Here is a 12,496-nt window from a genome sequence, read left to right as displayed (position 1 = left end):
CAGCCGAGAGTGGGGGAGTCGGCAACCGACGACAACGCGGCAGATGGGCCCACCAGACCCCGCGTCTGCGGCATGATCCGCCGGACAGGCCCTAGCCGCGCTTCTCCACCGTCCCCAGGTACAACCGCACGTACCGCTCGACGTCCACGTCCAACCCCACGTCCACCAGGGCCTGTTCCCGTACCCCGTGGTGGGTCTCGGACTCGCCGTGGCGCGGGCGGCGGTCGACGATCGTCTGGCCCCGGGTCGGGCCGGGCGCCAGGGAGACCTCCACGGGCAGCGGACGGGTGGTGAGACCGGCCGGGTCCACCACCGCGCAGACCGCGCCCGCGTCCCCGAGGCCCCCGGCGGACTCGTCGGCGTCGGCGTCGGCCCCCGGCGCGGAGGGGCGGTGGGCGAGCAGGTCGCCGGCGAGGCGCGTGCCCGGTTCCGCGCTCGCGCGCAGCCGCCGTACGTCCTCCCCCGGAACCACCACCCGCTGGAACACGTCGAGCCCGTACATCGTGATCGGGACCCCGGCCGTCAGCAGGATCGCGGCCGCCTCCGGGTCGTGCCACACGTTGAACTCGGCGACCGGGGTGGCGTTCCCGACGGCCACCGCGCCGCCCATGAACACGATCCGCTCCAGGTTGCGGGTCACCTCGGGGTGGGTGCGCAGCAGCAGCGCGATGTTGGTCAGGGGCGCGGTGGGGATCAGCGTGACCGGTCGGGGCGAGGCGAGGATCTCGTGGCGCAGCAGCGTCACCGCGTCCACGTCGACGGGCCTGCGGGCCGGGGCGGGCAGGCCGGCGATGTCGCCCATGCCGTCCTTGCCGTGCACGGTCGCCGAACGGGCGGGCTCGATCAGCGGCCGCTCGGCGCCCCGCGCGACCGGCACGTCCCCGGCGCCCGCCACGTCCAGCACCGTCAGGGTGTTGCGGACCACCCCGTCGACGTCGGTGTTCCCGGCGACACAGGTCACCGCCCGCAGGTCCAGCCCCGGATGGCGTACGGCGAACAGCAGGGCGAGGGCGTCGTCGACCCCCGTGTCGCAGTCGATGATCACGGGGACGGGCTGCTGATCGGTCATCCGGCGACTCCTTGGGATCCTTCCGAACCAACTCGGTCTCCGCCGACCCTATGCGGGCCCGGTCGCGTCCCACAGCTCCCTGCCCCGGGCCGCCACCCGCTCCCCGATCCGCCGGAGCAGCTCGTCGGCGGACAGCGCGCCGGGGCGCCTTCCGTCCCGCAGCCGTACGGCGGCCAGCCCGCCGCGCGCCTCCCGCTCCCCGATCACCGCGAGGTACGGCACCAGCCGCGCCGCCCGGATCCGCGCCCCCAGGCTGCCCTCGCCGACGGCCTCCGCCCGCAGCCCCGCCGCCGACGCCCGCCGCACCAGCTCGGCCGCGGCCCCTTCCTGAGCCTCCGACACCGGCAGCACGACCAGCTGGACCGGCGCCAGCCAGGCCGGGAACGCCCCGCCGTACTCCTCGATCAGCTGCGCCACCACCCGCTCCACACTGCCGATCACACTGCGGTGCACCATCACCGGCCGGTGCCTCGCCCCGTCGGCGCCGATGTAGTGCAGGTCGAAGCGGGCGGGCTGGTGGAAGTCGATCTGCACGGTGGACAGGGTCGCCTCCCGTCCGGCGCGGTCCACGATCTGCACGTCGATCTTCGGGCCGTAGAAGGCGGCCTCGCCCTCGGCCTCCTCGTACGCGATGCCCGAACCGTCCAGCACCTGACGCAGCAGCGCGGTCGCCCGGCTCCACAGCCCGGGATCGGCCACGTACTTGCCGCCCGCGCCGGGCAGGGAGAGCCGGTAGCGGGAGGCGCTGATGCCCAGGTCGGCGTAGGCGCGCCCGATCAGTCCGAGGGCCGCGCGGGCCTCGTCCACGGCCTGCTCCGGGGTGCAGAAGACATGCGCGTCGTTGAGCTGGATGGCCCGCACCCGGGTGAGTCCGCCCAGCACCCCCGACAGCTCCGAGCGGTACATGCCGCCCAACTCGGCGATACGAAGGGGAAGTTCGCGGTAACTGTGGGAGCGGGAGCGGTAGATCAGGGCGTGGTGGGGGCAGAGGCTGGGGCGCAGGAGCATCTGTTCCGCACCGAGGTCCATGGGCGGGAACATGTCGTCGCCGTAGTGGTCCCAGTGGCCCGAGATCTCGTACAGCTCGCGTTTGCCGAGCACCGGCGAGTACACATGCCGGTAGCCGGCCGCGCGCTCGGCCTCCCGGACGTACTCCTCCAGGGTGTGCCGCACGGTCGCGCCGTCCGGCAGCCAGTACGGCAGGCCCGCGCCCATCAGGGGGTCGGTGTCGAAGAGGTCGAGTGCGCGGCCGAGGCGGCGGTGGTCGTTCATCCGGGTCTCCCTCCGGAAGGGGGCGAGGCGGACCGGGAACGACGAAGCCCCGGGGCACTCGCCCCGGGGCTTCGGTCGTCCATGCATCGGATCAGCGCGCCGGGACGGGGTCCGGCGTCGTCGTGAGGGACGGCTGGGCGCGCTGCATACGGCGACCCTAGCGACGCGGCCCGGCCGGGACGAACGCTTTTCCGGCGGCCCCGCCGCCTGCGGCCCGTCGTCCACCGGTCGCAGCAACGCGCGTCACCCGTACGGCCCGCCGCGCTGGTCGGTCCGCTGCGGCGGTGCTGCCGTGGGAGGAGGCACATATCCCCACGTCAGGAGGCACCCTCCGATGAACCGCCGCGCTCTGATCGCCTCCTCGCTGCTGCTCACGACGGTCACCGGATGCGCCGCCCTCGGCCTGGAGCACCCGCCGACGGCCGCCCCCGCCGAGCCGACCGTCCAGGCGTCCACCAGCAAGCCCGCCACGTCGGCCGCCCCGCGCGTCCTCAGCGACAGCCAGGCGCAGGCGGCCCTCATCACCGCCGAGGACCTCGGCGCGCCCTGGCTCCCGACCGGGGGCGCGGCGACCTGGCGGGACGGGCTGCTGAAGGCGAGCACGCCCGTCGCCGAGTGCCAGAGGCTCCTCGACGCCCTCTACACCGACGAACTGTTCGGCGCCCCCGCCCGCGCGGTCGTCGGGCTCGACGACCCCGACGCCGCCGCCCAGCTGCGCTACCAGCTCACCGGCCGCAACCCGGCGGACATGGACCGGACGCTGGCCTGGCTGCGGGCGCTGCCGCAGAAGTGCGCCCGGTTCACGGCCACGGCGGGGACGGACCTGGTGGAGGACGTGCAGGTGACCGACCTGCCGCTGCCGGAGGTGGGGGACGCGCGGCAGGGCCTGCGGGTGACGCTGACCCTGTGGGGAACCGCCGAGGACAACGCCGACGGGGAGCCGACCGCCCTCGCGCTGGACGTGGCCGCCGTCCGGGCGGGCGAGGACGGGTTCGCCCTGACCAACGGCGGCCTGGGCGACGTACCGAACGAGGCGACGCAGGCGGCCGTACAGCTCGGGGTGCGGCGGCTGGAGGACGTGCGCAAGCAGGGGCGGGTGCAGGTCTGAGAGGCCTGCGAGATCTGAGACGTCTGCGAGATCTGCGAGGTCTGCGAGATCTGCGAGATCTGACGTCAGTCGTGGTCGTCGAAGCGGGTGCGTCGGCCGACCACGTCCCGGCCCTCGTCCAGGACCGTGTGACCGTGCGCGAAGGCGTGCGCGCGCAGCCGGGCCAGCGCCTCGTCCGCGCCGACGCCTAGCTGGGCCATGACCATCCCGACGGCCTGGTGGACGACGTCGTGGTCGGTGGCGAGGGCGCTCAACCAGGGTTCCTCACCGGGCGGGCGCAGATCGTCGTCCTCCCCCAGCGGCAGGGACGTCAGGGCCGCCGTCAGCACGTCCGCCACGAGCTGCGCCGTACGCACCTCGTCCCCGGCCAGTTCGCCGGGGACGTCACGGTAGAGGTCGAGGGTGCCCACGCAGGCCGTGCGATCGCCGAGCGGCAGCGCGTACACCGCGCACACCCCCGCCGCCGCGGCCTGCTGGGCGAAGACCGGCCAGCGGACGGCGTCCCGGCCGCCCCTCAGATCGGAGGCGTACACGGGCGCGCCGGTCCGCGCGGCCCACAGACAGGGCCCGTCCCCCAGGGTGGCCTGCATCTCCATCAGCTCCGCCGCCCGGGCGCTGCTCGCGCTCAGCGGTACGGGGATCCCCTCGCCGCACAGCGCCACACTCGCCCCGCTCACCGGAAGCAGCCGCACCGCCACCGCGCACAGCACCTCGGGCACCTCGCCCGGGGCGGCGCCGCGCACCGCGTCGGCGAGGACCGCCGCGATCCGCTCCCGCTCCCGGTCGGACACGGCGACCACCTCCGGACAAGGGGCCGGTCGGTCGGCTCCCCACGCCCGCCGGGTACCCTCGGCCGCCCCCTGGAACCGGCACTTCCCCGAGCTTCTGTGGCGACTACCGCTGCTACGGCTTCTCGTAGGGATCCGCGGGCTGCTTCACCCGGGTCACCTTCGCCGCGTCGAGCACCGGGGGCCAGGCCGCGTCGGAGCCCAGCGTGCCCTCGGGGTGCCAGGTGCCGGTGACGGTGATCCAGGTGTCGGTGGGCGGGGCGTCGTCGTCGGCGCCCCGGATCTCGACCTTGCCGGTGGTGGCGTCGGCGGCGCAGCAGGTGACGAGGAGCCGGGTGACGTACCAGGCGCCGTCGTCGCCTCGGGTGACGAACCCGGTCAGCCGGACGGTACGGCCCTTCAGGGAGCGTCCGCTGTCGTAGATGGCGCGGGAGCCGAACTCGGCGACGCTGAGGGTGAGGGGATCCCCCTGCGGCAGCGCCGGGAAGGTCCCGACCCCCTGCGCGGCCCGCTGGGCGGCCTCACGGCCGGCGCTGTAGGAGCCGAGGGCGGGGGGCGGGAAGAGGAGCAGGGCAAGGGCGGGCAGGGCGAGGAGCCAGGCGGCGCGGGGGCCATGCCGGTGCCCGTGCCCGTGCTCGTGCCCATGCGCACCCTCGCCGCCCTCGCCGCCCTCGCCCTCACCCTCACCCGCGTCCCCGCCCGCGCCCTCCTTCTCGTCCTGCGGTTCGTCGCGGAGTACGGCCGTCACCAGGCCCAGCAGCACCAGCGCCGCCCCGGAGACGATCAGGTAGGGCCGCAGGCCCGCCTGCACGTACCGCAGATAGAGGTCGCCGAAGAGGGTGATCCGCAGGACGGCCGCGCCCGTGAGCAGGAGGAGGATTGTCGGGCCGTGACGCCTCACAGCAGCCACCACCCCGTCAGGACACTGGCCGCGACGGCCACCAGCCAGGTGACGGAGGCGAACCGGACGGCGAAGGAGCGGCCGAAGGTGCCCGCCTGGAGGGCGAGCAGTTTCAGGTCCACCATCGGGCCGACCACCATGAAGGCCAGCCGGGCGGTCGCCGGGAAGGCGCTGAGGGAGGCGGCGACGAAGGCGTCGGCCTCGCTGCACACGCACAGCACGACGGCGAGCAGGGCCAGCAGCGGCACGGCGATCCAGACGGACCCGGTGAAGACGTCGAGGACGGACCGGGGGACGGCGATGTTGAAGGTGGCCGCGGCGGCGGCGCCCAGCACGAGAAAGCCGCCGGCGTGCAGGAAGTCGTGCCGCAGGCCGAGCAGAAAGGCACGGAGGCCGGTGGTGTGCGGGGCCCCGCCGCGCTTCGGCAGCCGCAGCCACTCCTCCTTCCCGAACCGCGCCCACAGCCAGCCCATGACGACGGCGGTGCCGAGGGAGGCGAGCAGCCGGGCGAGGACCATCTCGGGCCGTCCGGGGAAGGCGAGGGAGGTGGCGACGAGTACGACGGGGTTGATCGCGGGGGCGGAGAGCAGGAAGGCGAGGGCGGCGGCCGGGGCGACCCCGCGCCGCATCAGGCTCCCGGCCACGGGGACGGAGGCACACTCGCAGCCCGGCAGCACGGCGCCGGCGACGCCGGCCACGGGGACGGCGAGGGCGGGGTTGCGGGGGAGGAGGCGTCTGAGGGCCCGCTCGGGCACGAAGGCCCCGATCGCGGCGGAGACGACGGTACCGAGCAGCAGGAACGGCACGCCCTGGACGGCGACGGCGGTGAAGACGGTCCACCAGGCGGCCACGGGCGGGGTGTAGAGGTCGAGCGCGAGCAGGGGGCCGAGCACGGCCGCGACGGTCGCCACGGCGACGACCGCGACCCCACCGACCCCGGCATACACGAACGCGCGCACGACGACCCGCACCCCGTCGCCCACCGCCCGCTGACTCACCACCCGGCGGACGCTAACGAGCGCTCCTGTGCGACACCGCAGGCTTCCCCGGGCGGAACCTGTGATTCCGCCCGAGCCCGAGCGCCGCTAGGGGGTGTTTCGAAAGTCCCGTGCGGTGCCCGCGGTGTCCGGTGCGGGCCCTCGGCGCGCCGGACGAAGGCCCTCGTACTGGACGTACTTGGGCCTTTGGCCGGTGCGGCGAGGGGGCGTGCCGGGCGCCGCGGGTGCTGTGCGGGACTTTCGAAACACCCCCTAGAGCGGGGGCTGGGCCGGGGCCGGGCCCAGGGTGGTGGTGCCGGGGGCCGTGCGGTGGCCGAGGCCGGTGCGGTAGGCGTCCAGGGCCGCTTCCACGCGGCCCGTGCGGCGCAGGAGGTCCCCGAGGAGACGGCACAGGTCGGCGAGGTCGCCGGCTGCGCCCGCGCGTTCCAGGAGGCTCAGGGCGCGCACATAGTGCTCCTCGGCCGCCTCGGTGTCGCGGGCGTCCTCGGCGATGATGCCGAGCAGACGGTGCGCGGCGGCCGAGTGGACCGCGCCGCGCTCGGAGGAGAGATCGCCGAGGACGTCGTGGAGCAGGGCCGAGGCCTCCTGCGAACGGCCCCGGCGGTGCAGGACGTCGGCCAGCTCGACGGCGACCTGACTGCCGTAGAGGGCGGCGCCCTGGGCGGCGAGCATGTCCTGCGCCTGCTTCAACTCCTCCTCGGCGCGCTCCAGTTCGCCGTTCTGGGCGTAGACGTACCCGCGCATCCAGTGGCAGTTGGCGAGTTCGGTGCGCAGCTGGAGCTGCCGGTAGAGCTCGGCGGCCTTGGCGAGGGAGGCGTCGGCCTCGGCGAGCCGGCCCTCGGCGAGGAGGGTGCGGGCGACGGAGCGGTGCATCCGGGCGACCAGCGCGGGGTCGGCGACCTGTGGCGCGAGGGCGAGCGCGAACTCGGCGGCCTGGGCGGCGCGGGCCTGCGCGCCCATGTCCATGTAGGGGCCGATGACGGAGGCGTAGAGCAGGAGCAGCGCGTCGGGGTCGTGCAGTCCGCCCCGGTTGAGCTCGTCGAGGGTGGACTCCAGCAGATAGACGGCGTACCGGAGTTCACCGGCGAGGTAGTGGGCGACGGCGCGTCCGCGCAGGGCGGGGACGCGGACCGGCAGCGGGGCGTCGGCGAGGCGCTCCTCGGCGCGCTCGAAGTACTGGCGGGCCTTCTCCAGGTCGCCGGTGGAGATCTCGCACTCGCCGAGCCCGAGCAGCGCGCCGGCCTGTTCCTCGTCGAGCCCGTGCTCCTCGGCCTCGGTGAGCAGGACCGCGTACTGGGCGGCGGCCTCCTGCGCCTCGCCGGTGGCGAGGGCCCGCTGGGCCTCGGTGAGGCGGAGCCGCAGATCGGTGACGAGGCGGGCGGAACGCCCGGTCGCCAGCTCCTGGAAGTCCACGCCGAGGCGTTCGGCGATGTGCCGCAGCGCCTCGTCGGAGGGCCGCACCCGGCCGGCCTCCAGCGTCGACACATAGGCGGGTGTGTACGTCGGCTCCGCCAACTGTCTCTGTGTCAGTCCGCGTTCGACGCGCAACCGCTGCACGCGCCGCCCGATGACCTCCGGTTCGTCCCGTTCTCCCACGTCCTGTTTACCCCCAACTCCCCCTGTGCCTCTTGCCGTTGGAGTGTCGCAGCCCCTAGGTTAAACGGCGAATTAAGCATGCTTAATACATGAGTGTCATGAGCCGTAGTCCGCCGATGTTGTGAGGTTGCCGTGCCCGGACCCACATCCCCCCACCACGGACACCGTTACGCCAGGGCCCTCGCCGCCGCCGTCCTGGCCGCCGCCACCCTGATCACCGCCGCGAACGCCGTCCCCGCCCGAGCGACCCCCGCCCCACCGACGGCCCAGGAACGGACCGGGGGCCGCTAGCGCATCATGTCCTTCGCGCTGTAACGGGGCAGGTCACCGGTCTCCACGGTCCATGTTCCCAACTCGGTGACGATGTCGATGGTCTTGCCGTACGGCAGATGCAGCCGGTTTTCGTAGGCGGGCCGTCCGCAGCGCTTGCCGATCTCCCACTGGTATGTCCAGGTGCCGTCGCGGGGGTCGACGATCAGGTAGTGGGGGATGCCCATGGCGGGGTAGTCGGCGGCCTTTGCCTTGTAGTCGTTGTTGGGGTTGGACGGGGAGACGATCTCGACAGCGAGCAGGATCTCGCGCGGATCCAGTGGATCGTCCGTCTCCATGGCCGCCGCCGGCACCACCAGGACATCGGGGATGCGCAGGGTGCCGAGAGAGGCGTCATCCGTGTCCGTCGCCTCCGCGGCGACCACTCCGTCGGGCAGCTGGGCAGACAGCCGATCTCGCAGATACACAGCCGTGAGCTGATGACGAGGGCGCGGGCTCATCATCATGACGAACGTGCCGTCACTGATCTCCGGATAGGTGAACCCGGGCGGAGGTGTGAGCTGCTCACGCAGTTCCCGCAGGTGCTGGTAAATGGTCTGCTCGCTCATTTCCGCCGTCTCCTTGCTCGCCGCGCTTCTCACGCTACTGGCTAGCACACCCTCCGATACCCCACATCCGGCGCATACGTCCGCCACTCCTCCCTCGTCAGGTCCTTGCCGCCCGCTCTCGCGCAGACGTGCGCGGTCACCCGGGCCGGGTCCAGGTCGTAGTGCTGGAGCGGGACGTGCAGGCCGGCGGTGTAGAGGGTGGTGCCGTCGGGGGTGAAGGCGAGGGAGGTGAGGGGCTCGCCCGCCGTGGGGAGGGGGCCGCCCAGGGGTTGCTGGGTGGTGGTGTCCCAGAGCTGGAGGGTGCCCGCGTCGCCGCCGACGGCGAGGGTGTGGCCGTCGGGGCTGAGCGCGAGGGCGCCGACGGCTTCGGGGGCGTCGTCGCCGAGGGGGGCCGGGAAGACGTTGCGCAGGACGGCCGCGCGGTGGCGCAGCGCGCCGTCCCACAGGGCGACCCGGCCGGTGTTGTCGCCCGCCGCCAGCAGACCGCCGCCGGGGCTGAAGGCGAGGGCGTTGATCTCCTCGCCCTGGACCAGGTCCTGGGCGCGGACGGGGCCGGCGGGGAGGCGGAGCACGCGGTTGTCGCCCGCCAGGAGCCGGCCGTCGGGGCGGACGGCGAGGTGGTAGCTGGCGAGGGCGGAGTCGGTGACGGCGTGCCGGCGGCGCCCGCTCGCGGTGTCCCAGGCCTCGTTGCTGAGGGTGCCGATGTCCGGGGTGCGGGTGGTGTGGAGGGTGCGGCCGCCGGAGTCCAGGGCGAGGGCGACGACCGCCGTGGCGGACGCGGACGCCGACAGGTCCAGGGTGGTGCGCGGCCGGTCGCGGCGTGTGTCCCAGACGGTGAAGCGCTGGGGGGACGATCGGCGGCCGGCGACCGCGATGCCGTACACGAAGGAGCCGCCGTCGGGGCTGAAGGCCAGCAGGGGTGCGGTGTCCCGGGGGATCACCGGGAGGCCCGGGTCCTGGGAGACGGGCAGGGGCGGGGAGGGGAGCGTGCGCAGGAGGCTGCCGTCGCGGGGGTCGCGCAGGCTGAAGGTGTAGTGGCCGCCCGAGCGGCTCGCGGTGGCGAGGGTGGTGCCGTCGGGGCTGAGCAGGGCTCCGTCCAGGGGGTGTGCGCGCCAGCGGGTCGTCGTGGCCGCCGTGAGGTCGAGGGTGTGGACGGTGCCGCCCTCGAGATAGCGCAGGAGGGGCCGGCCGGGGTCCCAGGCGAGGCAGTCGTAGAGGTGCTGGTTGTCGAGAGGGTGGCGGAAGACGGGGGCGCCGGGGGACGACAGCCGCCAGACGCGGATCTCGTCGGTGCCGGCGACGGCCAGGAACGCGCCGTCCGCGCTGAGCGAGGCCCGCTGCACGCCCCGGTCGGCGATCTCGGCGACCTGGCGCCCCGAGGGGATGTCCCAGACCCGCGCCCCCGCCTCCCCGACCACGGCGAAACGATTCGCCCCGCCATAGCCGTACACCACCGTCGAGGTGTCGTCGTCACAGACGGACCCGGCCCTCCGCCACGCCCCGGGCAGGGTGCGCCGGGTGGCCGTGTCCCACACCTGGGGCGCGCCGCCCGTCGGGCAGACCACCACCCTGCGGTCGTCGGCGCTCGGCAGCACGTTCGCCCGGTCCGCGTCCCGGGTCTCGAACAGCAGCCGGCCGTCGGCGACGGACCGCAACTGCACCCCGTCCCCGTAGGTCCGGCCCAGCAGATAGCTGCCGCCGCCCGGCCCGAGGCCGAGGTCGAAGGCGTACGACGTCGGGCGGGCGGTGGCCCAACGGCCGGCGGCGGTGTCCCACAGCCGTACGCCGTCCCGCCCGGCGAGCGCGAGGATCCGGCCGTCCGGTCCCGCCGCGACCGCGTCACCGGCGGGCAGCGCGCCCCGCCCGGTACGGCGCCGGGTGGCCACGTCCCACGTCTGCCAGGCCCGGTCCCCGACCGCGAGCAGGGTGCGGCCCGAGTCGACGAGGAAGCGCTGCTTGCCGTATCCGGGGGACGGATCGGTGAACGCGTCCGGCTCCGGCTGGGCGAGCGAGCCGAGCAGCGCCCGGCGGGTCTCCGGCAGCTCGGCGATCCGCCAGGCGGCGGCGCCCAGCAGCAGGGCGGCCCGCGGGTCGGTCGTCCGCAGCCCGTCGGCGACGGCCGCGATCCGGCGGGCGGTGTTCTGCGTGCGCTGCCGGCTGTTGTCCCGGTGCTGCTCGACCGCCGCCAGGACGACCACCAGACACACCGCGAGCACCGCCGACAGCGCGCCCACCAGCAGCCGGCCCCGCCGCCGGGAACGCGCCACCGCCACCCGCTCCGCCTCCCGCGCCGCGCACGCCGCGCCCAGGAAGGCCCGCTCGGCGGCCGTCAGCGCCGGATCGGCCGCGTGGTCGGGGAACAGTTCCTCGGCCCGCGCCAGCCCGACGCCCCGGTACAGCGCGCCGGGATCGCGGTCGTGCTCCAGCCAGGCGCGGGCCGCCTCGGACAGCCGCCGGTGGTGCCGCAGCCGTTCCCGGTCCTCCTCGATCCAGCCGTGCAGCCGGGGCCAGCGGGTCATCAGTGCCTCGTGGGCGAGATGGACGCCGTCCTCGTCGGCCGTCAGCAGCCGGGCGCCGGCCAGCCGCTCCAGCACGACCGGCGCCTGCGGGTCGGCGTACTCCGCGAGTTCGGCCCGGGTCAGCGGGCGCCGCGCGTCGGGGGTGCCCTGCCCCGGCTCGACCATCCGCAGCAGCAGCCGGCGGGCACTGCGGGCCTGCTCCGGGGAGAGCCGCCGGTACACCTCCTCCGCGCTCGCCGCGATCGCCCCGCTCACCCCGCCGACCGACTCGTACGCGGCCAGCGTCAGCATCCGCCCCTTGCGCCGCCGCCAGGTCTCCAGCAGGGCGTGGGAGAGCATCGGCAGCCCGCCGGGCTCGTCCAGGACCTCCTCGACGATCCGCGCGGTCAGCTCCCGCTCGACCAGCAGCCCGGCCGCCTGCGCGGGCCGTACCACCGCCTCCCGCAGCCCGTCCGCGGTCATCGGGGCGAGCGGCAGCGCACAGCGGCGCAACGCCTCCGCCAGCTCCCGGTGTTCGGCGCACCGGGCGTAGAAGTCGGCGCGGACCGCGATCAGCGCCTTGAGCCGCGAGGCCGGGTCGCGGGCGGCGAGCAGCAGATCCAGGAAGCGGGCCCGCTCGGCCGGGTCCCGGCAGAGCGTGAACACCTCCTCGAACTGGTCGACGACCACCCAGCTCTCCGGCTCCCCCGCCGCCGGGGCGAGCAGATGCCCGTACGTGGCGGCGGGCCGCGCCCCCGGTGTGAGCACCCGCAGCACGGCCGGAGCGCGGTGCCGGGCGATCTCCTCCCGCAGCAGGGGGATCAGCCCGGCCCGCAGCAGGGAGGACTTGCCGCTGCCGGAGGCGCCGAACAGCACCGCGAACCGGTGCTCGCGCACCAGGTCGCGCACCTCCTCGGTCAGCCCGTCCCGCCCGAAGAACAGCGCGCGGTCGTCCGGCTCGAAGCGGGCCAGCCCCCGGTACGGCGGTGTCGCCTCCGCCTTGTCGACCGGGACCTCCGCCAGCTCGGCCTCGGCGTCCTTCCACCGCGGCTCCCACTCCCCCGGATCGCCGCCGCAGGCCGCCACATACCCCCGGAGCACCGCGAGCGAGGGCAGCCGTTCGCCCGCCGCCGCCTGCGACAGCGTTGTCGCGGAGAAGCCGGCCGTCCTCGCCATCGTGCGGTACGAGGGGGCCCCGGCGGCCCTGCGCAGCTCGCGCAGCCCGTGCGCGAGGCGTTGCACCGGACCGGCCTCGGGGTCCAGCGGTCGTTCGGGACGTCCCACGGGGGCCACCTACTTCTGATCAGGGCCGCCAACCTACGGTTCGCCGCGATCCGGTGGAAGGCCCGCGCGCGGAACCGGGGTGACGTACCGGTGGACTCCCGGCG

At 74.8% G+C, this 12,496-nt stretch carries 9 protein-coding genes and 1 pseudogene; 2 read left to right on the top strand and 8 right to left on the bottom strand.

Annotated elements, in window-relative coordinates; genetic code table 11:
* Positions 1–91 precede the first annotated feature (91 nt).
* Complete coding sequence (locus ABZ464_RS15170) at positions 92–1,069, bottom strand: nucleoside hydrolase (RefSeq protein WP_359276180.1); 978 nt, start codon at positions 1,067–1,069, stop codon at positions 92–94.
* Between the two features lie 48 nt (positions 1,070–1,117).
* Positions 1,118–2,344, bottom strand: a pseudogene (gene thrS / locus ABZ464_RS15165) (threonine--tRNA ligase); the annotation flags it as partial.
* A 331-nt stretch (positions 2,345–2,675) separates the two neighbouring features.
* Here thrS and ABZ464_RS15160 point away from each other — a divergent pair.
* Positions 2,676–3,449 carry a hypothetical protein gene (locus tag ABZ464_RS15160; protein WP_359276177.1) on the top strand — a complete coding sequence of 258 codons (774 nt, stop codon included), beginning with the start codon at positions 2,676–2,678 and terminating at the stop codon, positions 3,447–3,449.
* Between the two features lie 65 nt (positions 3,450–3,514).
* Here the strand turns inward: ABZ464_RS15160 and ABZ464_RS15155 are convergent, their stop codons facing one another.
* The 4 genes from ABZ464_RS15155 to ABZ464_RS15140 all read right to left on the bottom strand — a co-directional run bounded on the left by ABZ464_RS15155 (position 3,515) and on the right by ABZ464_RS15140 (position 7,732).
* Positions 3,515–4,240 (bottom strand): GAF and ANTAR domain-containing protein, encoded by a 726-nt coding sequence (locus tag ABZ464_RS15155; protein WP_359276174.1) that lies wholly within the window; start codon positions 4,238–4,240, stop codon positions 3,515–3,517.
* A 112-nt stretch (positions 4,241–4,352) separates the two neighbouring features.
* Positions 4,353–5,138: a TIGR03943 family protein gene (locus tag ABZ464_RS15150; RefSeq protein WP_359276171.1), complete on the bottom strand. Its 786-nt coding sequence runs from the start codon at positions 5,136–5,138 to the stop codon at positions 4,353–4,355.
* Positions 5,135–6,139 (bottom strand): permease, encoded by a 1,005-nt coding sequence (locus ABZ464_RS15145; RefSeq protein ID WP_359276169.1) that lies wholly within the window; start codon positions 6,137–6,139, stop codon positions 5,135–5,137. Before ABZ464_RS15145 ends, ABZ464_RS15150 begins: the two co-directional genes overlap by 4 nt.
* 249 nt (positions 6,140–6,388) lie before the next feature.
* Positions 6,389–7,732, bottom strand: a complete 1,344-nt coding sequence (locus ABZ464_RS15140; protein WP_359276167.1) for a helix-turn-helix domain-containing protein — start codon at positions 7,730–7,732, stop codon at positions 6,389–6,391.
* A 132-nt stretch (positions 7,733–7,864) separates the two neighbouring features.
* Here ABZ464_RS15140 and ABZ464_RS15135 point away from each other — a divergent pair, with 132 nt between their 5' ends.
* A complete protein-coding gene (locus ABZ464_RS15135; protein ID WP_359276164.1) occupies positions 7,865–8,023 on the top strand; it encodes a hypothetical protein in 159 nt (52 codons plus the stop codon).
* On the opposite strand, the gene ABZ464_RS15130 is transcribed toward ABZ464_RS15135, so the two are convergent.
* A complete protein-coding gene (locus ABZ464_RS15130) occupies positions 8,020–8,610 on the bottom strand; it encodes a Uma2 family endonuclease (RefSeq protein WP_359276161.1) in 591 nt (196 codons plus the stop codon). The two genes, ABZ464_RS15135 and ABZ464_RS15130, sit on opposite strands and share 4 nt — an antisense overlap.
* Before the next feature lie 41 nt (positions 8,611–8,651).
* A complete protein-coding gene (locus ABZ464_RS15125) occupies positions 8,652–12,392 on the bottom strand; it encodes a hypothetical protein (RefSeq protein WP_359276158.1) in 3,741 nt (1,246 codons plus the stop codon).
* Positions 12,393–12,496 lie beyond the last annotated feature (104 nt).

This window comes from Streptomyces sp. NPDC005820 (assembly GCF_040630255.1).
In the GTDB taxonomy this organism is placed as follows: Bacteria; Actinomycetota; Actinomycetes; order Streptomycetales; family Streptomycetaceae; genus Streptomyces.
The sequence above is the reverse complement of the archived record's forward strand: the minus strand, read 5'-3'. Positions and strand labels throughout refer to the sequence as shown.

What these genes read in the sequence shown, in the direction of transcription:
- ABZ464_RS15160 (WP_359276177.1), top strand. Translation starts at nt 2,676, where the DNA reads ATGAACCGCCGCGCTCTGATCGCCTCCTCGCTGCTGCTCACGACGGTC.
- ABZ464_RS15170 (WP_359276180.1), bottom strand. Translation starts at nt 1,069, where the DNA reads ATGACCGATCAGCAGCCCGTCCCCGTGATCATCGACTGCGACACGGGG.
- ABZ464_RS15130 (WP_359276161.1), bottom strand. Translation starts at nt 8,610, where the DNA reads ATGAGCGAGCAGACCATTTACCAGCACCTGCGGGAACTGCGTGAGCAG.